Here is a 21,866-nt window from a genome sequence, read left to right on the forward strand (position 1 = left end):
GGTGATCCCGCCAGGCTCGTTGGCACGCAGGCACGACCAGCGAGAAGGACTGATGGCGATGACGACGGCACCAATCGATCCGGTCACCTTCCAGGAGTTCGGCCCCACCGTCGTGGCGCGGTGGGTGGAGCGGCTCTCCAGCAAGACGTCGTCCCGCCGGAACCACTGGCAGACCAAACTGGTCTACTACCGGGCCGCGGTCCGGCTGCTCGAAACCGTCCCGGCCCCGAAACCGACCTGGCGCAACATCCTGAAGGCGGCCGACGGCCGGGGCTGCCGCAGCACGTTCTACGAGGTGGCCGGCTCACGGGCCCGGCACAGCATGGTCGACGAGCTGATCAGTGACGGCAGCACCGACTCGATCCAGATCGCGCTGCGGTACCTGCGGTCCGACCCGGTCGAGCAGCTCATCGACGAGACCAAGGTGTGGTCGTTCTGGCCGTACCGTCAAGGGCTCGCCAGGCGGCTGGCCGCCGCAACCGGCCCGGAGGCCGCCGCACAGGAACTGGCCGCCGCCCTGCTCACCTGGGCCGGCCGCAACCCGGCGCTGGCCGCGGCGGTCGGCCACGCCCCGCCGGCCTGCGCGGTCGAGGACCTCAGCCTCATCCACGGTGGACGGGTCTCCGGCACGCAGGCCGAGTACCGGCTACGGGAGCTGCTCGCCGGCGCCCTGCCGAGGCCGTGACGGCGCTGCGCCGTCCGGCGCCGGATGCGGCGCGGCGGCGCCGGTCCACAGCCAGGCCCGCCCGGTGAAGGTCTTCACGGTGAAGTCGGCCGGCTCGAAGTCGCCGCTGTCCAGGCCCGGGTATCCCTCGGCGACCACGTCCTGGTGGAGCCGGTCGGTGATGCCGGCGACCACGTCCGCTTCGGGGTGGCCGGTGACCGCCCGGCGCAGCACGTCACTGTCCAGCAGCCGGCCGATCTCGATGACGGCCCGGCCGACGAACCCGGTCGCGCCCTCGGTGAACGGCCCGGCGCCGACCGACAGCCGCAGCCGGATCCGCTCCTCCGGATGCCCGGCGTTGTCCACGGCCAGGTGCCGCCGCCAGCCGTGCAGCAGCGCCGGCAGCGCCGTATGGGACGGCACCGATGCCGGCAGCACGACCAGGATGCCGTCACCGCTCTGCTGCCGGTCGGTGTCGTGCAGTTTCAGGCCGAGGCCGGCGAGCACCTGCCCGGCCAGGCCGGAGAGGCGTCGCTGCACCTCGGTCTGGGCCGGTGACGTGCGGGCGCTGTAGTTCACCACGTCGACGTTGAAGGCGACCCGGTGCTCGACTCCCGGCGTGACGGGCCGGTGCGGAAGGACCGGGAGCTCCGGTTCGGGCCGGCCGGGGATCGCGGCGCCGATGATCAGGCGGATGCGTTCGGCCTGCTCGCGGGTGGCCTCCATCAGTTCGGTCTCGACGGCGATCTGCGCGGTCAGCCACGCGCCGAGCTCGGCGTCGGCTGGCAGCGGCCCGGGCAGCGCACGGTCCATGTTGGCCCGCGCGATCGCCACGCTCTGCGCCATCGTCCGCAGCGCGCCGACCGCGCCGACGACCTCGCTCTCGTCGGCGGCGAGCGCCCCGGACCGGCGGGCCGCCTCGGCCCGGGACCGCGGCTCGCCCAGCAGGCGGGAAATCTCCTCCCGGTGCCCGTCAGTGCGTTTGCGCAGCCGGGCGAGGCGCCCGCCGTCGCCGAGGACCCGGGCCGCGTAGCGCAGTTTCGCCGCGTGCAGCAGGTACCGGCCGAGCGGCGGCAGCGCCGTGCTGCCGTCGCCCCAGGCCAGCTCGCTGAGCTGGCGATCCTGTTCCGGCCCGGCGAGCAGAGCCAGCCGCCGGAACGCGTGGACCCCGGCCGCGGACACCTCCCACGCCGCGAACCCGCCGAGCGGGTATCCACCGGTCCACCAGGAGTCGGCGTCGTCGTCCTGCCGGGGCACCTCGGCGCGGATGTCGACCGCGCCGGCATCGGGTGTCTTGGCCAGGTAGACGACGGCGCCGCCGAGCGCGGCAGTCCCGCCCCGGAGGCCGTTCCACCAGCGGGTGTACTCGTGCCAGCCGGGCGGGGTCGCCGACGCGTACCGGGAGTGCGCCGCGGCCTCCGCCGCCGCGAAGGCGAACGACACGTTCAGCACGTCGTGCTCGCGCCGGGCGACGACCTGGTAGCGGACGGCCGGATCCTGCAACCCGGCCAGTGCGCCCTCCGGGCCGGCCGCGGGGTCGTCCGGCAGCTCGCCGGGCAGGCCGGCCTCCACGATCGGCTGGGTCATCCCGAGCTGCCCGCGGCAGTTCGCCCAGAGCTCCCAGGCACCGGCCAGCGCGGCTGCCGCCTCCGGCCCGTCCAGCGGCAGGAAGAGATGGGCGACGAGTTCCGGTTCAACGAGCCTGTCGGTCGGCACTGTCGTCCTCCGGCGTGGGCGCGGTGGGTGAGTCCGGCGTGAGCCGGTGGACCAGGGCGTTGCGCAGCTCGAGGATCGGCTGGGACACCCCGGTCACCGGCCGGGCGCCGATCAGGGTGAGCCGGACCGGGCCGGCGATCTCCAGGTCGGTGACCGCCTCGCGAAGGGCCACCGGGTCGCCGGCGGTCAGCGCCGAGTCCAGCCGGTCCAGGATGCGGGCGACGTTCGCCCAGCGTGGCGGGGCCATCTCCCACAGCGCCAGGTCGCCCAGAACGGCCATGGCGTCCCGGGCGAGCCTGTCGTCCCAGCCGTGCTGACGGTCCATATCGGTCACTTTTCCACGGTTTCCGGGGCGTCACCTCAGCCGAATCCACGATCCGTTCCGGCTGCCGGCGGCGCCCGCCATCGGAGGCGACCTTCCCGGCGCGTCACCGGCTGTGCGCCACGATGTCGCCGTAGTCGCTGGTCGCGTGGATCTCGAGCGCCGCGGCGCCGTCGTTCTTCAGGCGGTTGTCGACCCGGCCGTACGAGACGCCCGCGTTCAGCACCGCCGACACCCCAGCCGCCGCGCCGACCTCGATCGCCCCGGCCCGCACCCGCAGCACCACCGAGCCCCGCACCGCCTCGGCGATCCGGATGTCGCCCTTGCTGACGGTGATCTCCGCCGGGCCGGTGAGCCGCCCCACCGACACGTCGCCGGCGGCCACCTCGATTCGCGCGCTCGCCGCCTCCTCGACGACGACCGGGCCCTGGGCGGTGTCGAAGGCGAGCTCCCCGAGCCGTCCGGCGGCGCGGAACTCGGCGGCGGCCGCCCGGCCCTCGACCCGCGATCCGGCGGGCACGTGGACCGTCACGTCGACCGAGCCGGAGTTGCCGAAGATCTGGTTCTTCGCGGTGGCCGCCTCGATCCGCAGCACCCCGTCGGCGTACCCGACGACGGTCTGCCCGGCCGCCCGCACGTCCCGTCCCTTGGTGGGGTCGGCCGGCCGTACCTCCACCGTCGTCGTGCTGTGGTCGCCGGCGGCGACCGCGATCCGCCCGGCCGGGATGTCGAGGACGACGGTGATCGGCGCGGCGGTGTCGAACGTCTGCATCATGGTCTCCCTGTGGTGTGCCGTGTTGACCCACAGACCATGACCGCCGCCGCTGACACCGCCCTAACACCGCACTGACAGCGCCGGTCCGGCGCTGTCACCCGATGACGGTCAGCGGGCGCAGGTCAGCTGGTACGGCAGTTCGGGGATCTCGCGTTCCCACTCCTCCGGGGTGAGCCCGCGGCTGGTGATGGTGCAGCCGAGCGCGGCCGGATCAGTACGCAACGCGGTGAGGTCAGTGAGATCCCAGAGGGTGAGCCGCCCCTCCCAGCCGTAGTCGGTGCCCACGGCCAGGGTGTTGCCGTCGCCGCTGAACCGCATGTCGACCGGGCTGTGGTACTGGTCGAGCCGCATCCGGGCCAGCTGCACCGGCTTGGCCGGCTGCGACACGTCCCACAGGATCGCCCACGAGCCGTCCTCGGCGGTCGCCACGGTCTTGCCGTCCTGGCTGAACGCGACCGCGCTGACCTTGTACTCATGCCCGGTGAGCGTGGTCAGCCGGCGCGGCGCGGCCGGGTCGGTGACGTCCCAGAGCATCGCCGTGTGGTCGTAGCTGCCGGTCAGCACGGTGCCGCCGTCCGGGCTGAACCTGACCGCGAGGACGGTGTTGCCGTGCCCGTTGAGCACCGACAGCTGCCGGGGCGCGGCCCGGTCGGTGATGTCCCACAGACTGACCGTGGAGATGGCGGTGACCGCCATCGTCTTCCCGTCCGGGCTGAACGCCACGTCACCGACCGAGGAGAGGGCGAACGTCAGCGTGGTGATCCGGGAGGCGGTCCCGCCGGCCAGGTCCCACAGCTCCAGCTTGCCGGAGCCGCCGATGGTGAAGGTGCGCCCGTCCGGGCTGAACGACAGCGAGCCGGGCCACGAGACCGCGGTCCGGATGGTGGCCACCTCCGCCGGGTTCGCCGGGTCGCTCACGTCGGTCAGGACCACCACGTCGTCCTCGGCGCCGGAGCCGGCGATCACGGTTCCGGACGGGCTGATCGCCGCCGGCCCCCAGCCGCCGAGCCCGGGCACCTCGAGGGTGTGCCGCCGGGTGGGCCGCTGCCGGTCGGTCACGTCCCAGAACACCGCGGCACCGTCGGCGCCGACCGTGGTCATCGTCCGGCCGTCGGCGCCGTACGACATGGCCAGCAGCATGTCGGTGTGCGCCGCCGACTCGGAGAGCTTGCGCGGGGCGGCGAACTCGGTGGTGTTCCACAGCACCGCGGTGTCCGCGCTGTCGGCGGTCACCAGCGTCCGCCCGTCCCCGCTGAACGTCAGCGAGTCGATCCCGCCGGTGCCGGCCATGTCGGCGATCTGCCGCGGGTAGAGGCCCATCTGCCAGAGGATGGCCCGCCCGTCGCTGTCACCCGACGCGAGCATCGTGCCGTCGGCACTGAACGCCAGCGACAGCATCAGGGTGGTCGGGTCGTACTCCAGCTGCGCCTCCCGTACCGGCCTGGCCGGGTCGGTCAGGTCGTAGAGGTCCAGGTCGCCGAGGCTGTTGCCGATCGCCAGCAGCGGCGCCGACGGGCTGAACGCCAGCGCGAAGACGGAGGTGGCGCTGCCGGTCGGGATGGTCGCCCGCGCGACCGGATCGGCCGGGTCGCTGATGTCCCAGATGTGGGTGCCGTTGACGCTGTCCACGAGGGTCCGGCCGTCGGCGCTGAACACGAAGTCGTCACCGGACGAGATGCTGCCCTCCAGGGTGGACAGCTGCGTGGGGTCGGTGCGGTCGGTGATGTCCCAGAGCGTGGCGTAGCCGTCCGGGCCGGTGCGGTCGCCGGTGACCAGGATGCGCCCGTCCGGGCTGAGCGCCACCGAGTGGAAGTACCTGTCCTCGGGCAGCGCGGAGATCAGCGCCGGGCGCGCCGGGACGCTGATGTCCCAGAGTTCGGCGGCGCCGTCGCGGGCCAGCGCCAGGACCGTCCCGTCCCGGCTGAGCGACATGACGTTGTTGAGCGGCCCGGCGGCGCCGATGGTGGCGAGCAGCACGGCGTCGGCCCGATTGCTGGTGTCCCACAGCGACACCACACCCGAGTCGCTGAGGGTGATCAGGAGACTGCCCGGCCCGTGTACGGCCGACGCCACTCCGGCGATGTCCCCGGCGTACCGGGTCGACGCGATCAGGTTGGCCACCGCCCGCCGGGTCTCCGCCTCGGGGTAGATCTGCTGGGCCGCGATGCCACGCCGCAGAGCCGTCTGCGGCTCGTCCGCCAGGGTGGCCTTCGCCTCGTTGATCAACCGGCGGCTGATGGCGATCCGCTGCTGCTGCTCGGCGTTCGCCTTCTCCCGCTCGGCGTTGGCCTTCTCGCGTTCGGCGTTCGCCTTCTCCCGTTCCGCGTTGGCCTTCTCCCGCTCGGCGTCGGCTTTCGCGGCCTCGGCCCGTGCCTCCTGCTCCCGGGCGATCTTCTCCTGCCGGCGGGCTTCGGCGGCCGCCTCGGTGGCGAGTTTCTCCTGCTCCGCGGCGATCTTCTCCTGCCGGCGGGCCTCCGCGCCGGCCGCTTTGGCGAGCCGCTCCTGTTCCACGGCGATCTCCTGCTGCCGGCGGGCCTCCGCGCCCGCCGCGGTCGCCAGCTTCTGCTGCTGCCGGGCGATCCGGGCCTGTTCCTCGGCACGTTCCTGTTGGCGGCGCATCTCCCGCGCGGACTCGCGGGCCAGCTCGTTCTGCCTCTCGGCGAGCCGCTGCTGCTCGACGGCACGGGCCGCGGCGCTGTCGGCCCGGGTCAGCTGTTCCTGTGCCTCGTCCGCGGCGTCACGAGCCCGGGCCTCCTGACGTTCGGCCATCTCCTGCTGCCGTTTCGCCTCGTCGGCGAACTTCGCCGCGCTGCCGCGCTGCACGGTCGCCTCCTGCTGCTGGCGGACCGCCTCCAGCGCCGACGCGTTGGCCTGCGCCGCGTTACGGACCGCGACCATGCCGGCGGCCGAGGCCAGCAGGGCGAGCAGCGCCAGCGACGTCAACGCGGCCAGCCGCAGCCGCCCGGCCCGGCGGTGCTGCCGGACGTCCTCACCCTCCAGATCGTCCTTGGTCACCCCGTGCATCGGGGCCGCGAGCTGGGCGATCGCATCCCGGAACCGGGAGTGCCGCAAACTCAGATGCTTGTCGTCGCGCGCCCAGCGCAGGTCCAGGTGCAGCGGTTCCTCATCGAAGACACCCCGCAGAGCCGGCGGTACGGCAGTCGACGACTCATCGAAGTCGCGGGTACGGCGGTCCCACTTCCATTCACCGTCGGTGACCACCGGCAGGATCCGGTCCGCCGACTTGGTCGCCACCCAGTGCTCGATCTCGCGGTTCACCCACGGCGACTGGGCCGCCTCCGGGGAGGCCATCAGCACGAAGTAGTCGGAACTGTCGATCGCGCGCTGAATGGACGTCCACAGTGCGGGGGTCACCGACAGGCCGGTCTGATCCCGGAAGATCCACAGCGCCCGGCGGCGGTTCCATGGTTTCGCCAGGTGATGAAGCCCCCGTTGGACGGCGGGAGCGAGCCGCCCGTCCGCCGCATGGCTGTACGAGATGAACCCGTTGTACGACACGATCATCGATTGTGCACGATGTCTCGTGCGACTTCCGGCCCGCGTCGCCCCTTTCTACAGGCCGCCCTTCTCCTGCTTCTCCTCCAGATAGCGGCGCACCGATCCGCCGCCGAGCTCGTGCACCTCCTGCGCCACCTGCGGCAGCTCGCGGACCAGGGAACGCAGATACGCCAGGATCTGTGTGGTGTCCACCCGCTGGTCGATCTTGTACCACCGGCCGCCGTTGTCCTCGGCCCACTTGCGATAGCCCGGCAGATCCGGCGAGGCGACGAAGCAGATCGCCTCCCGGATCGTGATCTGCTCGCCCACCTCCGCCACGCTCAGATCCTCGGTGAGCGGCGGCTCGTCGGTCAGCACCACCAGAACCGGCACGGCGAACGGCCGGAACGGCTTGTCCAACGCCGCGACCACCGCCTCCAGGGTGGACTCGCCGTAGTTGCCGCCACCGCTGAACCGGGGCATCGCGTTCAGTTGCTGAACCGCGTCGTGATAGCTCCGGACGAACGGCAGATCCGCGACGACCTTGTCGCCGCTGACCGTCAGATCGCCGTACGGCACGGTCGTGATCCGCCAGTTGAGCTGCAACTCGGAGAGCTCACCGACGAAGTCGACCATGCAGGCGATGAGCCCGGAGATCTTGCTCGACATGGAGCCGGTGGTGTCGAAGACGAAACACACGTCGACCGCGCCGCGGTCCTCGTCGTCGGGATTGTGATCGGGCCGGATGACTCTCGGGCTCGGCTCGGCGGGTGCGGAACGCCGCCTGCGAAACCATGAACGCTTGCCTGTGTCCATCTGCGGATCCTTGTCGGTCCTGGTCAGCACACGCTTGTTCGGTTCCTCCACGAGGCTAGCCGGTGCATGCTCGTGACAGCCGTCGATGTGTCTCCACTGCCCGTTGCCCGGCCGGGCATCTGGGAGAGTTGACGATGATCCGCGCGACCGCGGGAGCGACCATGAGGGGCGGCGGCACGATGAGCATCAGCAACGAGATCGCGGCGAGCAAACAGGTGAGTCTGACCACCTACCGCAAGGACGGCACCGCGGTCTCCACTCCCGTCTGGCACATCGTCGACCAGGAGACCCTGCTGATCGTCTCGGAGGCGGAGGCCTGGAAGGTCAAGCGCATCCGCAACAACCCGCAGGTCCAGGTGACGGTGTGCGACATCCGGGGCCGTGTGGCGCCCGGTGCCCAGCCGGTCCCCGGCACCGCCCGCCTGCTCGACGAGCCCGGCACCGAACGGGCCCGCGACCTGCTGGCCCGCCGCTACGTCACCTCACGCGTGGGCAACTGGTTCGCCAAGACCTTCGGCATCAAGCGCAACCCGATGATCGCCATCGCCATCACCTTCTAGCCACACGGGTCGTGCTAGCCGCAGGGGTCGTGGGGCGGCAGGTCCGGGGCGAGGGCCGCCCATTCGTCGGTGGTCATGCCGTCGCCGCCGGGCGTGCAGATCGTCCGGACCGCCTCGTCGAGGTCCAGCGGCCAGAAACGGGCGTCGTATCCGGCCGCCGTGACCAGGTGCCGGCCGTCCGGCAGGAACGCCACACCGTTGACCGGCCAGCGTGCGTCGATCACCGCGGTGAGCTCGGGCGCGGCCGACAGGTTCCAGGTTCGCAGGGTGTTGTCCTCGGCGCCGCTGGCCAGGACGGTTCCGTCGGCGGAGAAGGCCAGGGCGCTGACCGCGCCGGTGTGCCCGTGCAACGTTCCGGCCTCGCGGGGATGCGCCCGGTCGGTCAGATCCCAGAGCCGGATGGTGTTGTCGGCTGATCCGGTGGCCAGCAGGTTCCCGTCGGGGGCGAAAGCCGCCGTGCGTACGCCCGCGGTGTGCCCGTTCAGCACCGACAGCTCGACCGGGCGCGCGCCGGCGGTGGCCCAGACCTCGGCCGTGCCGTCCTCCGAGGTGATGACCGTGGTGCCGTCCGGTGCGACGGCCAGCCCATGCAGCCGGTCCTGCTGGCCGCCGAACGTCGCGGCGAGGGTGTTCCCGCCGGTCCACAGCTGGGCGGTGCGGCCGAACGAGGCGGTGACCACCCGGCTGCCGTCGGCCGTGAACGCCGCCGCGGACAGCGCCTGCCGGTCCGGGCCGTCGGCGATGGACAGCAGCCGGGGCACGGCCGGGTCGACGACGTCCCACAGCCGGGCGTGGCTGTCCTGGGAGACGGTGACCATGCGCCGGCCGTCCGGGCTGAACGCGACGGAACGGATCTTGTCGGTGTGCCCGGCCGCCACCGACAGCAGCCGGGGCACGGCCGGGTCGCGCACGTCCCACAGGCGTGCCGAGTTGTCACCAGCGCCGGCGGTGGCGAGCAGCCCGCGCGGCGCGTTGACGGCCACCGCGCTGAGGAAACCGGTGTGCCCGACCAGCATGGACCGCGCCGACGGGGAGTCCAGGCGCCAGAACCGGACGGTACGGTCGCTGGACCCGGCGGCCACGGTTCGCCCGTCGGGGCTGAACGCGACCCGCAGCACGGTGTCACTGGGGCCTTCCAGCCACGCGGTCACCACCGGCCGGTCGAGGCGGCTGACGTCCCAGACCCGTACCGCCTGATCGTCGAATGAAGTGGTCGCCACCAGGCGACCGTCCGGGCTGAACGCGGCGCTGTACACGAAGCCGGTGCGGTTGTTCAGGGAGGCGAGCTGGCGCGGCCGGCGCGGGTCGGTGATGTCCAGGATGCGGGTGGTGCCCTCGACACACGCCGCCGCGATGCGCGTGCCGGCCGCATCGAACGACACCTGGCCGATGGTCAGATCACGCCGCCCCGCGACGACGCCGATCGTGGTGGCGCGGGCCGGATCACGCACGTCCCACAGCCGGATGGTGCCGTCCCGGGACGCCGTCGCCAGCAGCTCCGCGGTCGGGCTGAACGCGACCGCCCGTACCTCATGGGTGTGCCCGTGCAGTGTTGCGACCCGGACCGGATGGGCCGGATCGGACACGTCCCACAGCAAGGCAAGGTTGTCCGGCCGCCCGGCGGCGGTCGCCAGCAGACGCCCGTCGCGGCTGAACGCGGTGTCCGCGGCGTACGGAATGTCCTTGGCCGGCGGCAACGCCTTGCCGGCCGGATCCAGAACGCTCAACGGCCGGGGCCGGGCCGGGTCGCTGACGTCCCACAGCCGTGCCTGCGCGCCGCCGGAGGCCGTCGCCAGGACCCGGCCGTCGGGCCGGAACGCGGGATTGCCGATCCCGGCGCCGGTCATCTCGCCGAGCGGCACCGGGCCGGCGCCGGTGACGTCCCACAGCCGGGTGGTGCCGTCCGCGGCGTTGGTGGCCAGCAGTTTCCCGGAGTTGTCGTAGGTCAGCCGGGTCACGTAGTTGCGGTGCGCGATCAGCCGGGCCGACTGCGGGCGGGTCGCCGCGGCGAGCACCGCGCCACGCGACTCCGGGTTGGCCGAGAGCCGGTACGCGGCCAGGCTCAGCCGCCCGGCCACGGTGGAATCCTGCACGTCGGTCGTGGACGCCCCGGCCAGACCGCGGGCGATCGCATCGTCGCGCTGCTGCTCGGCGGCCCGCTGCTGGACCAGCGCGGCCGTGCCCGCCCCGGCGGTGACCAGCAGCAGGGTGGCCAGCGCGGCGATCACCTGGCGGCTGCGCCGGGCCCGCCGCCGGTCCCGGCGCCGGCTCTGCGCGAGGAACTCGGCGCCGGTCGGGCCCAACTCGGCCGCCGTGCCGCCGCTGCCGAGCGCGTCGGTCGCGGCGGCGAGACGCCCCGCTGTGTACAGATAGGACGGATCGCGGTCGTGTTCGGCCCAGACCCCGGCGTCGAGGGCCAGCTGCTGCCGAGTCAGCAACGCGGTCCGGTCCTCGTCGATCCACGCCCGCAGCCGTGGCCACGCCCTGATCAGCGCCTCGTGGGTGATCGCGATCCGATCCTGCCCGGCGGTGAGCAGCCGGGCCGCCACGAACCGGTCCACCACCCGCGCCGCAGCGTCCGCCCGCGGCTGGTCGCCCGGATCCGGCAGAACCTCGGCGGGTGCGGCGGCCCGCCTGGTGTCACCCGTCTCGCCACCGAGATGGACCAGCCGCAACAGAAGATCACGAGCGATTTCCTTCTGGTACGGGGTGAGCGCCCCCAGAGTCGCCTCGGCGGTGTTGGTCAGCGCGCGGGTGACACCACCGGCCGCCCGGTATCCGGCGATCGTCATCGTGTCGTTCTCCCGCCGCTGCCAGGTGGCCAGCAGCGCGTGCGACAGCAGTGGCAGCGCGCCCGCCGCGTCGGTGGCGCCCTCGCTCAGATCGTGCAGCAGCAGGTCGGCCAGCCCCGGCTCCAGGCCGATCCCGGCGTCGGCGGCCGGGCGTTCGATGACCGCACGCAGGCCGGCGGCCGTCATCGGGCCGACCACCACCGGTGTACGCAACGCGGGCAGCAGAACGGGATGGGCGGTGCAGTGGCCGAAGAAGTCGGCCCGCACCCCGAGGACCACGCGCGGGCCGGGACAGGCCAGGGCCGCGATGAACGCGTCCCGTTCCCGCGGGTCACCGGCCTCGGTGAAGACCTCCTCGAACTGGTCGACGACGATCGTCACGGCACCGAGCCCACCGAGCCCACGGGCGAACGCCGCCGGGTCGGCGAGCCAGCGGTCCCGCAGATCCGGCGCCGCGACACCGGACGATCCGGCCACCCGCCGGGCCAGCTCCAGCAACGGCTCGGCGCCCGGCGTCAGCACCCAGTGCACGCCCACGTCACCGGCCTTGCGCAGCCCCGGCAGCAGCCCGGCCCGCAGCAGACTGGACTTGCCGGCCCCGGACGGCCCGGTGACGATCAACGGCCCGTCACCGCCGCGCACCCGGGCGACGAGTTCGGCGGTGAGCGCCTCCCGGCCGAAGAACAGAGCGGCGTCCTCCGGCTCGAACGCCGACAGACCCCGGTAGGGACTCGGCCGGTCACCGCCGGCCAGACCCGGCGGCCCGGCGACGACGGCCGGCCGGTAGGCGGGATTCGGCGCGAGCGGAGCACCGGGCGTCAGATCAGACGACAGCCGTACGGGCGCCGGCAGCCCCCGCGCAGGCAGCCGCCGGGACAGGTGCCGGTAGAGGTCATCGAGCCCGATCTCGCGCGGCCCGGCCGGATCACCCTCGTCCAGCAGGGTGATCATCTCCCCGGTGAACGCGGTGAACTCCCGGTCCGGCGGCGCCCACGCCAGCTGGTCACCCCGGGCCGCCGCGAGCAGGTGCACACCGTGCCGGCGGGTCGCCTCGAAGTCGTCCTCGGGCCGCCGGTTCGTCAGGTTCGGCGCCCGCCCGGCATAGCAGCAGTCCAGCACGATCACGGCGAGCCGGGCCCGCGAACGTTCCAGGACACCCCGCAGCTCGGCGTACGGCAACGCCTGATACGTGGCGATGTCGTCGTCCAGATCACGTGACGCCTGCGTGGCCAGGTGCAGCTCACCGTCGTCGGCGAGCAGCCCGTGCCCGACATAGTGGACGTACAGCACGTCGGTGGCCGCACGGGCCGCGACGGTCAGCTCCCGGCCCAGTTCACGGGGATCCGCCGGATCGAGCAGCACCCGGAGATTCGCCGGTTCGAGCCCGCACACCCGGACCAGCCGGTCGGCGATCGCCGCGACGGTGGCCGGAACCGTGGGCAGCCCCGGATAGATCGACCCGGCCACGTGCCGCGCCGTGCCGACGACCACCGCCCGCACACCCGATCCGGACAGCAGGCCACCGATCATCGGCGCGTGTCTCCACGAGGATCACGGTCCTCCAGCTGCGCGAGCAGGTCGCCCGCCAGTGCCTGGAGCTGCGGCCCGTCCAGTTGCCGCAGACGGTTCGCGGTGATCTCCACCCGCCGTTCGGCGCCTTTGCGGGTCAGCGTGACCTTCACATCCCCGGTGCGATACCGCAGCCAGCTGACCAGCGCGGTCACCATCGCGGCCCCGGCGCCGGCGGGTGCGAGCGCCACCTGGACCACATCGGCCAGTGTCCCCATGGCGCCTGACGGCACTTCGCCACGCCGTACGGTGACCAGCCCTTGAAGTTCTGGATCCGCCCGCAGCCACTTCACCAGATTCTCCAGATGACGACCGCTGTCGTCTCCGGTCACCGCTGCTTCGACCAGCATCGACACCCTCCGGATGTCCGTGATCCGCCATGAAGGGCCAAAAGGTATCCCGAGCGCAACCAGACTGGGACCACCACAAAGCCCCACTCAAATGCCCGATTCGGCACGCCGCCGACGATGATCGGCTGGCCCCGCCAGCAGCGCAAGATCGCTGCCAAGGTGGCGAACCGTGCAAGATCTAGGGCTGGTCGCGCCGAAACCGGCGGGACACTGTGGTCGCCCTGGCTCAGCCGGCCTGCTGGCGGGTGATCAGGGCCTGGACCCCGTCGAGCAGCCGGGCCAGACCGAAACCGAGCGGGTCGCCGGCCGGTTCGAAGGCGCCGCCGACGATTGCGCGGGTGAGGGCCGGGAAGCGGTGGGCGTGCCGGGCGAGCAGTTCGCCGTTGAGCCGGTTCCACTCCTGGTCGTGCTCCTCGTCGTAGTCGAGGCGCTGCTGGGCCAGGTTGCGGACCAGTCCGGCGACCAGCAGGAAGATCTGGTGCTGATCGGCCGGCGGCAGCCCGGTCTGCTCCAGCGACGCGAGCGCGGCGTCCATCCAGCCGAGCTGGTGCGGCCCCATCGCCTGCCGGCGCATCGCGGTCGCCGTGACCAGCCACGGGTGCGCCTGGTGGACGTCCCAGGACCGCCGGGCCCACTCGGTGATCTGGGACTGCCAGTCGTCGCCGGCGACCGAGAGGTCGGGCCGCTCGGCGAGGATCGCCTCGATCATCAGCTCGACGAGCTCGGCCTTGCCCGGCACATACCGGTACAACGCCATCGCGGACAGCTTGAACAGTCCGGCGACCTTGGTCATCGTCACCGCGTCGAGCCCGTCGCTGTCGGCCAGGCTCACGGCGGCCTCGGCGATTCGGCGGGGCGTCAGGCTGGGCTTCGGGCCGCGGGTCGGCGCCTCGGTCTCGTCCCAGAGCAGCGCGAGCGCCGTACCCAAGTCGCGGTTGTCCTTGCTGTTGCCGCTCCTGGCCACGGCGGCCCTCCTCGATGTTGCTCGATGGAAACGGGTTGACGCCCGCCGGAACTGTTTATACCGTATAGAAATCGAGTACATAATAAACAGTTTAGGAGCAACACCATGTTGGGTACGATCATCGCCGCGTCCGCAGCCACCCTCCTCACCGCCCCGGCGGCCGGCCTCCTCGGCTACCGCCAGGTCAAACGCACCGCCAACGCCCGCCGGATCCGCATCACCGGCCCGCACGGCATCGACGAGTCCGGCTTCGTCCGCATCGGCGGCATCGACCAGTGGATCTCGGTCCGCGGCGACGACCGCCGCAACCCGGTGCTGCTGGAGGTGCACGGCGGCCCCGGCGCCACCAACCTCGCCTACGTTCCGCGCACCCGGGCCTGGGAGCGCCATTTCACCGTCGTGCGCTGGGACATGCGTGGCGCCGGCCGCACCTTCCAGCACGGCGACCAGGGCGAGATGAGCCTGGACCGCTTGCAGCGTGACGCCGTCGAGGTGACCCGCCACGTCCTGGACCGGCTCGGCGCCGACAAGGTCCTGCTGGTCGCCAACTCGTTCGGATCGTTCATCGGCCTGCGCCTGGCCCGCAGCCATCCCGAGCTGTACTCCGCCTACGTGGGCACGGACCAGAACATCAACGCCGGCGGCCGCGACCACACCGCCCACGAGGCGCTGCTGGACCGGCTCACCCGCGCCGGCAAACACAAGCAGCTCGCCGAGATCACCACGATCGGGCCGGACCGGACAACGTGGACCACCGAGCAGTGGTCGCAGTACCACAGGCTGCTGACGGTCTCCGACCCGCTGACCCTGGACACACTCAAGACCGTGGTGCTCGGCTCCCTGCTGACGTCACCACTGCACACCCTGGGTGACGTGGCCGCCAACAGCAAGGCGATGAAGTTCTCCGAGCAGGTGGCCCTGGAGTCGGCGACGATCGACGAATGGGCCGAGGGCACCACCTTCGACATCCCGATCTTCATCTTCCAGGGCGAACACGACGTGATCACCCCGCCCGCCCCGGCCCGCCGCTTCTACGACGCCATCACCGCGCCGGCCAAGGACTTCGCCCTGATCCCCGACGCCAGCCACTTCGCGTCGTTCCGCCACCCCGACCGATTCCTGGACCTGCTGCTGACCAGGGTCCGCCCGGTGATCGACGGCCACCGGTGCGATTCCTCGATGTGACAGGCTGTCGGCCAGGAAAAACAAAAACGGTGCGGGCAGATGTAAATCTCGCCCCGCACCGTTGGAATCAGGTTGTGTCCGAGGGGGGACTTGAACCCCCACGCCCGATAAAGGGCACTAGCACCTCAAGCTAGCGCGTCTGCCATTCCGCCACCCGGACCTGCTGCGTACAGCTTAGCGGGGCCTTCTCCCTGGCTTTCACCTGGGTTTTGGCTGCCCTCTCAGCGGCACGGACAGAACTATATACGGCCCTGACGCAGGGTCGAAGCGGGGGCCGGTGGTTGTCGGGGGTGTGGCGCCGGGCGGGGGAAACGGGCAGCATGGCGGGCGTGTCTCGGTCGCCCCTCACCCCCGCCATTGAACGTGCGCGTGCCCTGATCGCATCAGGTGATCTCGGGTCGGCTCAGGTTCTGCTGGAGCGGGCCGTGGAGCTGGGGCGGGAGAACCTGGGGGAGGACGAGCCGGACGTTCTGACCGCTCAGCGGGAGCTGGCCGGGGTGTTCCTGCAATCGGACGACCCGATGGCGGCCCGGCGCCTGCTCGAGGACGCCTATGCGGCGGGGCAGTGGCGGCTCGGCGACGGCGATCCGCTCATGCTGCACATCTCCTATGACCTCGGCGTCGTCGCGCAGGAGCTCGGCAACCGGCACGAGGCCCGCAAGGCGTTCGGCCGGGTGGCGGCCAACGGGCCTTCGGCCCTCGGCGACGGTCACCGGTTCGTGGTTCAGGCACGGTCCTACCTGGGTGAGGATCCTTCAGGCGCGACGGTACGGCCGGACGCCCCGCCCACCCAGCCGGACGCGACGTCGCCCGGCCCCGCGGTTCCGGTGAACAACGTGACCGCGGCGCTGAACCCGGCAACCGATGTGCCGCCGGCCCCGCTGACGGTGACCCAGGCCCCGGCGCCGCTCGTGCCGCAGGCCCGCAGTGGGGAGGCGGATGCCCGGGCGGCTCTGGAGCGGCCGACCGATGTGCTTCCGGTCACCCGCCCGGTTCCGCAGCCGGACGAGCGCTCGGGGAACCCGTGGAACGCCGCCCCACCGGTCCCGGAGCAGCGGCGGCCCGCCACGAAGATCCACCAGCACGTCACGCCACCGGCCTGGGCCGGCCCAGCCCCGGTCCAGCACGTGGCGCCCCAGCCTGTCCACCAGGGGCAATACGGTTCTGTGGATAACCCGCAAGCCGTCTACCAGCCACAACAGCACGGGTTCCCGCAGAGCACCGGGTGGCCGACGACACCTCAGCATGATTCGGGGGCGGGTCGTCCGTACCAGAGGAATGCCGTTGGTCTGACCGTTGTCGCGACGCTGGTCGCGCTGGTCGCGGTGGCCGCCCTCGTGGTCGTCCTGATCGGCCGGGAGGGAAAGAAGGACGAACCGGTCATACCGGTGGCCACCGCCTCGGCCGGGCCGCAGCTCGGTGGCGCGCCGCCGACCAGGGTCAAACTGACCGATCGCGGCACCTCGATCGACGTGACCTGGCGTGATCCGAGTGGTGGGAAGGCACCGTTCATGGTCACCATGGCCCGGGAGGGGCAGCAGCTCAAGCCGATCGCGCAGGTCGGACTGGGCAAGACGAAGTCGACGGTGGCGGGCCTGAATCCGAAGCTCCAGTACTGCTTTGCAGTGGTTGTCGTCTATACCTCTGACCTGTACGCCAGTTCGACTCAGGTGTGCACCGAACGTGGCTGAGTTGTCCACAGGCGCGGGACACGGGTATCGACGCGGACCGTCGTTTCGCTAAGGTGGCCCACGTCGTTCAGGCGGCGACACGGGGAGGGCAGCCGCAGTGACCAGCACTGACGCCACCACACCGGGGCGTGGAAGCCGGATGTTCAGCCGGGGCCGGCTGGTCACGATGGCGACCGTCGCCGTTCTGGTGGCCGGCCTCGGGCTCACTGTGCGCGGGCTCGGCGCCGCCGATGACGCGCTGGCCAGCTTCGATGCCGCGTCGTGGGTGTGGAGCAAGGGGGCCGGTGAGCTGGCCCGCCTCAACGGGGTGAGCGCCCGCATCGACACCCGCGCCGACGTGCCACAGGCGCTTCGGCACCAGGTGCAGGTCAGCCAGAGTGACAGGTTCGTGCTGCTCCGTGACGTCAACACCGGCGCGATCGCCTCGATGGACCTCACCGACCTCCAGGTCTACTGGAACCAGCAGCTCCAGCCGGGCATCGGCGTGAGCGTGGCGCTGCACGGTGACGACGCGTTCGTCGTCGACGCGGTGCAGGGCAAGGTGCAGCAGGTCGACCCGTCGAGCGTGCAGCCGGTGGGGGAGCCGTTGCAGTTCCCGCCGGGCATCAGCGGCGGTGTCTTCGACGGCGCCGGCCGGCTGTGGGTGGCCGTGCCCAGCGAGGGCACGGTGACCTCGATCGCCTCCGGTGACGCGGGGGCCACCCGGGTGCGCACCGATCCGGTCGCCGCGCCCAGCCACGACCTCGCCGTCACCGCGCTGGACCAGGGCGTCGCCGTTCTCGACCGGACCACTAACGCGCTGGTCCGGGTGGATGAGAAAGGCGCCGGCCAGCCGACCACGCTGCCGCTGAACTCGCCCGGCGAGCTGCCGCCGCGTTCCGAGGGCGACATGATCGCGATCACCCTGCCGGACGAGCGGCGGGTCTTCACCGTCACTCCCGCTGGTGTGCGTGACGTCACCATCCCGGATTCGGGCGGCGAGCTGCGGCCGGCGGTCACCTACCAGGGTTATCTGTATGTGCCGGAGGACGACGGCACCGTCCACGTCTTCGACAGCACCGGAAAGCAGCAGGCCCCGATCGACATCGACCGGCCCGGCGGCGACCTGGAGCTGGAGGTCCGGGAGAACCGGCTGTTCATCAACGCGCCCGGCTCCTCGACGGCCCGGGTGGTCGACGACAACCACGAGGTCCACAGCGTCGACAAGTATGACGACAACGTCCTCGGCGGTGACCCGCCGCCGGTGAAGGCGCCGCCCGCCCCGCCGAAGCAGGAGAAGCCGAAGAAGCCGCAGGCCGCCAAGCCGGGCGCCCCGCGCAGTGTGCGGGCCGCAGCCGGCAACGCCGAGGTGCGGGTCTCCTGGCAGGCCGCCCCGGACAACGGCGCCGCGATCAGCAAGTATGTGGTGGCCGGCGCGGGCCGCACCTTCCAGGTCGGCGCCGATCAGCGGTCGCTGGTGGTCGACCAGCTGATCAACGGCCAGAAGTACAAGTTCGAGGTGCATGCGGTCAACCGCAAGGGTGACGGGCCGGGGCGCAGCAGCAACGAGGTCATGCCGACCGCTGAGGTTCCGGACGCGCCGGGCGCCCCGGTGGCCGAGGCCAAACCGGACGGCACGGTCGCGGTCACCTGGCCGGCCGCGAACGGGCAGGGTCACGACATCGTGCGGTACGCGGTGACGGCCGTCACCGAGGGCGGCACCGCCCCGATCGGTGAGGCGACCGGCACCGAGCTGTCGGTCGCCGCCAACCAGGTCGAGTTCGGCAAGTCGTACGCGTTCACCGTCGTCGCGATCAACGACATCGGCGCCGGGTCGAAGGCTTCCGCGGTCAGTAACAGCGTCGTCCCGTTCGCCGCTCCGGGGGCTCCGGGCGACCTGGCCGCCGCCACCGTCGCCGGGCAGGCCGGCGCCGTGTCGGTGACGTGGACCGCGCCGGCCGACAACGGGCGGCCGATCACCAAGTACGTGGTGAAGGCCGGCGGCAAGGAGACCGAGGTCACCGGCACCTCCACCACCCTCACCGAGCTGGGCAACGGCACCAACGTGCAGGTCGAGGTGACGGCGGTCAACGAGGCCGGGCCCGGCACGGCGGCGACCGCGTCAGCGCGTACCGTGGCGGCGCCCACGGTTACCGTCACCGGGGTCGACCCCACCTACAACACGGCGAAGGTGACGTTCTCGGTGAACAACGGCGGCGGCACGACCACGTGCACGCTCACCGTGACCGGCGGCGGCAAGGGCTCCACCGGCAGTTGCTCGTCGTTGAGCGCCACCGGGCTCAAGCCGAGCACCGCCTACACGTTCACGGTCACCGCCAAGAACGCCGCCGGCAACCAGGCCAAGGGCATGGCGAAGACCACCGACGCCCTCTACGGCACCGCCACCTGCATCAACGGTGACGACGGTGACCAGAAGACGTACTGCGACAAGGACGTCTCCGGCCGCAACGGCAACGAGATCTTCAAGGTCACCCGGCAGGACGACGACCAGCAGGCAGGCTGGGTCAAGAACGGCACGAAACTCAAGACGTACTGCAAGAAGACCGGTGAAGAGGTCTACGCCTACGTCTACAACGACAACAAGAAGAGCACGTGGTGGATTCAGGTGGACTACGAGGGCAAGACCTACATCCCGTGGGCGTGGCTGAACCTCGACGGCGGGGACGACCTGGGGGACCTGTCGACGTGCTGACCCCCGCCCACATCCAGGGCTTCGCCGACGTCGCGAACGAGCTGGCCAACCGCATCGGCACCGTCGTCCTCGGCAAGCCCGAGGTGGTCCGGCTGGCGCTCACCGCGATGTTCGCCCAGGGCCACGTGCTGCTCGAGGACGTCCCCGGCGTCGGCAAGACCACCCTGGCCCGGGCGATGGCGGCGTCCATCCGCGGGCAGTGGCGGCGCATCCAGTTCACCCCCGACCTGCTGCCCTCCGACGTGTCCGGCGTGACCGTCTTCAACCAGGCCAACCGTGGGTTCGAGTTCCATCCGGGGCCGGTCTTCGCCAACCTGGTGATCGCCGACGAGATCAACCGGGCGTCGCCGAAGACCCAGTCGGCGCTGCTCGAGGTCATGGAGGAACGCCGGGTCACCGTCGACGGCGTGCCGCACCCGGTGCCGCAGCCGTTCCTGGTCGTCGCCACCCAGAACCCGGTCGAGATGGACGGCACCTACCGGCTGCCCGAGGCGCAACTCGACCGGTTCCTGGTCAAACTCTCCGTCGGTTACCCGTCCGAGGAGGTCGAGATCGAGGTGCTGCGTGGCGCGGCGGTCCGGTCCCCGGACGCCCTCGAGCCGGTCACCGACACCAACATGATCGGCGAGATGACCCGGATGGTCGCGGCGGTGCACATCGCCGACACCCTTTATGCGTACGCCGTGCGCCTGGCCGCCGCCACCCGCAACCATCCACAGGTCCGCGTCGGCGTCAGCCCCCGTGGAGTGATCGCCCTGACCCGTGCCGCCTCGGCGTACGCGCTGATCAACGGCCGTGGCTACGTCCTCCCGGAGGACTTCAAGGAACTGGTCGAGCCGGTCTTCGCGCACCGGGTGCTGCTCTCCGCCGACGCCCAGCTCCGTGGGGTGACCCCGGCCGAGGTGCTCGCCGACGCGCTGCGCTCGGTGCCCGTCCCGCTGCCCGATCAGCACGTCCCGGCCTGATCCGTTGCGCCGTCGTACCCCCTCCTCCCGCTCCCGGGTCACGGCCCGTTTCCGGCTTACGGCCCGTCGCAGCGGCGTTTCCCGCTCCCGGTTCACGGCCCGTTTCCGGGCTACGACCCGTCGCGGCGGCGTTTCCCGCTCCCGGGTCACGGCTCGTGGCATCGGGCTGATCGTCGCGGCGGCCGGGCTGCTCACGGCCGGGTTCCGCTACGGGTATCCGGATCTGGCCCTGCTCGGGGCGGCCGCCGGACTGGCCGTGGCCGCGGCGGTGGTGTTCGCGTTCTGGCGGCCCCGGCTCGGTGTCAGCCGGGTGGCCGACCCGGACCGGGTCGCGCGTGGGGAGCCGGCCAACGTGACGCTCACCATCAGCAACACCAGCCGGATGCGGTCGGCCACCCTGATCGCCACCGATCGCTGCGGGACCACGTCGGTCGAGGTGCCGTTGCTGCGGTTGCGGGCCGGCCACGACACCGTCGAGAGCTATCCGGTGCCCACCCACCGGCGCGGGCTCGTGCCGATCGGGCCGTTGCAGGTCACCCGCCGTGACCCGCTCGGGCTGATCACCCTGGCCCGGGGTTACGGCGAGACGATCGTGGTGCGGGTCTATCCGAAGGTGCATCCGCTGCGTGCGGTTCCGGCCGGGCTCACCCGGAGCCTGGACGGCAGCGTCGACAAGGTGCCGCACGGCAGCATCACGTTCGACACGCTGCGTGAATACGTGCCGGGGGATGAGCTGCGGCGGGTGCATTGGCGCAGCAGCGCCAAAGTGGGTGAGCTGATGGTCCGGGAGCAGCTCGACACGGCCGAGCCGACGATCGTGGTGCTGCTCGACGACCGGGCCTCGGCACATCATGCGGACAGTTTCGAGGACGCCTGTGAGGCCGCGGCCTCGATCGTGGTGGCCGCCGTGCGGGAGGACCTGCCGGTCAGCCTGCACCTCGTCGGCGGCCCGGCCAGTGGGCCGCATCTCGACGTGCTGACCGAGGCCACGCTCCGGGACGGGGATCTCGCGGCCACTCTTCGCCGGCTGCGGGCCCAGAAGATCGGGGACACCCTGATCTTCCTCACCGGGCCGGGTGGGCGTGACGACCTGGGGGCGGTCAGTGGGCTGCGGGGGGCGTACCCCATCGCGCTCGCCGGAATCCTTGGCGACCGTGACTCGTCGCCTGCCGTGGCCACCGACCGCCTGTTGGTGATCGAGGCCGCCGACGGCGCCGAGTTCGCCGCCGCCTGGGACGGGATGCGCGGATGGTGACCCGCGGGCCCGCCCGGGTTGCGCGGACGGTGACCCGCGGGCCCGCCCGGGA

15 protein-coding genes and 1 tRNA gene are annotated in these 21,866 nt (G+C 71.8%); 7 read left to right on the forward strand and 9 right to left on the reverse strand.

All coding sequences use genetic code 11. The features are described from left to right. The first annotated feature begins 58 nt into the window (after positions 1–58). The gene (locus tag AB0E94_RS00960; RefSeq protein WP_360320413.1) at positions 59–685 is read left to right on the forward strand and encodes a hypothetical protein; all 627 of its coding nucleotides are present in this window, start codon (positions 59–61) and stop codon (positions 683–685) included. Here the strand turns inward: AB0E94_RS00960 and AB0E94_RS00965 are convergent. The 5 genes from AB0E94_RS00965 to AB0E94_RS00985 all read right to left on the reverse strand — a co-directional run bounded on the left by AB0E94_RS00965 (position 647) and on the right by AB0E94_RS00985 (position 7,791). Next, positions 647–2,380 carry a CATRA conflict system CASPASE/TPR repeat-associated protein gene (locus AB0E94_RS00965; RefSeq protein WP_360320416.1) on the reverse strand — a complete coding sequence of 578 codons (1,734 nt, stop codon included), beginning with the start codon at positions 2,378–2,380 and terminating at the stop codon, positions 647–649. The two genes, AB0E94_RS00960 and AB0E94_RS00965, sit on opposite strands and share 39 nt — an antisense overlap. Continuing rightward, positions 2,358–2,705: a CATRA system-associated protein gene (locus AB0E94_RS00970; RefSeq protein WP_360320419.1), complete on the reverse strand. Its 348-nt coding sequence runs from the start codon at positions 2,703–2,705 to the stop codon at positions 2,358–2,360. The genes AB0E94_RS00965 and AB0E94_RS00970 overlap by 23 nt, the downstream gene beginning before the upstream one ends. Before the next feature lie 103 nt (positions 2,706–2,808). Continuing rightward, positions 2,809–3,474: a DUF4097 family beta strand repeat-containing protein gene (locus tag AB0E94_RS00975; protein ID WP_360320422.1), complete on the reverse strand. Its 666-nt coding sequence runs from the start codon at positions 3,472–3,474 to the stop codon at positions 2,809–2,811. Positions 3,475–3,585: 111 nt separating this feature from the next. Continuing rightward, positions 3,586–6,996 carry a TIR domain-containing protein gene (locus AB0E94_RS00980; protein ID WP_360320425.1) on the reverse strand — a complete coding sequence of 1,137 codons (3,411 nt, stop codon included), beginning with the start codon at positions 6,994–6,996 and terminating at the stop codon, positions 3,586–3,588. Between the two features lie 54 nt (positions 6,997–7,050). Next, positions 7,051–7,791, reverse strand: a complete 741-nt coding sequence (locus AB0E94_RS00985; RefSeq protein WP_360320428.1) for a vWA domain-containing protein — start codon at positions 7,789–7,791, stop codon at positions 7,051–7,053. A gap of 179 nt (positions 7,792–7,970) precedes the next feature. Here AB0E94_RS00985 and AB0E94_RS00990 point away from each other — a divergent pair, with 179 nt between their 5' ends. Then, complete coding sequence (locus tag AB0E94_RS00990; protein WP_360320431.1) at positions 7,971–8,351, forward strand: PPOX class F420-dependent oxidoreductase; 381 nt, start codon at positions 7,971–7,973, stop codon at positions 8,349–8,351. Positions 8,352–8,365: 14 nt separating this feature from the next. On the opposite strand, the gene AB0E94_RS00995 is transcribed toward AB0E94_RS00990, so the two are convergent. From AB0E94_RS00995 to AB0E94_RS01005, 3 genes are all read right to left on the reverse strand, one after another. Next, positions 8,366–12,673 (reverse strand): hypothetical protein, encoded by a 4,308-nt coding sequence (locus AB0E94_RS00995; RefSeq protein ID WP_360320434.1) that lies wholly within the window; start codon positions 12,671–12,673, stop codon positions 8,366–8,368. Then, positions 12,670–13,062, reverse strand: a complete 393-nt coding sequence (locus AB0E94_RS01000; protein WP_360320437.1) for a hypothetical protein — start codon at positions 13,060–13,062, stop codon at positions 12,670–12,672. The genes AB0E94_RS00995 and AB0E94_RS01000 overlap by 4 nt, the downstream gene beginning before the upstream one ends. A 226-nt stretch (positions 13,063–13,288) precedes the next feature. After that, positions 13,289–14,026 (reverse strand): TetR/AcrR family transcriptional regulator C-terminal domain-containing protein, encoded by a 738-nt coding sequence (locus AB0E94_RS01005; RefSeq protein ID WP_360320440.1) that lies wholly within the window; start codon positions 14,024–14,026, stop codon positions 13,289–13,291. Between the two features lie 105 nt (positions 14,027–14,131). On the opposite strand from AB0E94_RS01005, the gene AB0E94_RS01010 reads away from it, so the two are divergent. Then, positions 14,132–15,211 carry an alpha/beta hydrolase gene (locus tag AB0E94_RS01010; protein WP_360320443.1) on the forward strand — a complete coding sequence of 360 codons (1,080 nt, stop codon included), beginning with the start codon at positions 14,132–14,134 and terminating at the stop codon, positions 15,209–15,211. Positions 15,212–15,286: 75 nt separating this feature from the next. On the opposite strand, the gene AB0E94_RS01015 is transcribed toward AB0E94_RS01010, so the two are convergent. Next, positions 15,287–15,371, reverse strand: a tRNA-Leu gene (locus tag AB0E94_RS01015). A 169-nt stretch (positions 15,372–15,540) separates the two neighbouring features. Between AB0E94_RS01015 and AB0E94_RS01020 the strand changes: the two genes are divergently transcribed. The 4 genes from AB0E94_RS01020 to AB0E94_RS01035 all read left to right on the forward strand — a co-directional run bounded on the left by AB0E94_RS01020 (position 15,541) and on the right by AB0E94_RS01035 (position 21,814). Continuing rightward, a complete protein-coding gene (locus AB0E94_RS01020; RefSeq protein ID WP_360320446.1) occupies positions 15,541–16,902 on the forward strand; it encodes a tetratricopeptide repeat protein in 1,362 nt (453 codons plus the stop codon). A gap of 139 nt (positions 16,903–17,041) precedes the next feature. Next, positions 17,042–19,594 (forward strand): fibronectin type III domain-containing protein, encoded by a 2,553-nt coding sequence (locus AB0E94_RS01025; RefSeq protein WP_360320827.1) that lies wholly within the window; start codon positions 17,042–17,044, stop codon positions 19,592–19,594. After that, positions 19,588–20,559 (forward strand): MoxR family ATPase, encoded by a 972-nt coding sequence (locus tag AB0E94_RS01030; protein ID WP_360320449.1) that lies wholly within the window; start codon positions 19,588–19,590, stop codon positions 20,557–20,559. Before AB0E94_RS01025 ends, AB0E94_RS01030 begins: the two co-directional genes overlap by 7 nt. Before the next feature lie 160 nt (positions 20,560–20,719). Next, the gene (locus tag AB0E94_RS01035) at positions 20,720–21,814 is read left to right on the forward strand and encodes a DUF58 domain-containing protein (protein ID WP_360320830.1); all 1,095 of its coding nucleotides are present in this window, start codon (positions 20,720–20,722) and stop codon (positions 21,812–21,814) included. Positions 21,815–21,866 lie beyond the last annotated feature (52 nt).

It is taken from the genome of Actinoplanes sp. NPDC026670 (genome assembly GCF_040638175.1).
Classification (GTDB): Bacteria; Actinomycetota; Actinomycetes; order Mycobacteriales; family Micromonosporaceae; genus Actinoplanes.

Excerpts from the sequence above, each read along its gene's own strand:
- AB0E94_RS00960 (WP_360320413.1), top strand. The coding sequence starts at position 59 with ATGACGACGGCACCAATCGATCCGGTCACCTTCCAGGAGTTCGGCCCC.
- AB0E94_RS00970 (WP_360320419.1), bottom strand. The coding sequence starts at position 2,705 with ATGGACCGTCAGCACGGCTGGGACGACAGGCTCGCCCGGGACGCCATG.
- AB0E94_RS00975 (WP_360320422.1), bottom strand. The coding sequence starts at position 3,474 with ATGCAGACGTTCGACACCGCCGCGCCGATCACCGTCGTCCTCGACATC.
- AB0E94_RS00985 (WP_360320428.1), bottom strand. The coding sequence starts at position 7,791 with ATGGACACAGGCAAGCGTTCATGGTTTCGCAGGCGGCGTTCCGCACCC.
- AB0E94_RS00990 (WP_360320431.1), top strand. The coding sequence starts at position 7,971 with ATGAGCATCAGCAACGAGATCGCGGCGAGCAAACAGGTGAGTCTGACC.
- AB0E94_RS00995 (WP_360320434.1), bottom strand. The coding sequence starts at position 12,673 with ATGATCGGTGGCCTGCTGTCCGGATCGGGTGTGCGGGCGGTGGTCGTC.
- AB0E94_RS01000 (WP_360320437.1), bottom strand. The coding sequence starts at position 13,062 with ATGCTGGTCGAAGCAGCGGTGACCGGAGACGACAGCGGTCGTCATCTG.
- AB0E94_RS01010 (WP_360320443.1), top strand. The coding sequence starts at position 14,132 with ATGTTGGGTACGATCATCGCCGCGTCCGCAGCCACCCTCCTCACCGCC.
- AB0E94_RS01025 (WP_360320827.1), top strand. The coding sequence starts at position 17,042 with ATGTTCAGCCGGGGCCGGCTGGTCACGATGGCGACCGTCGCCGTTCTG.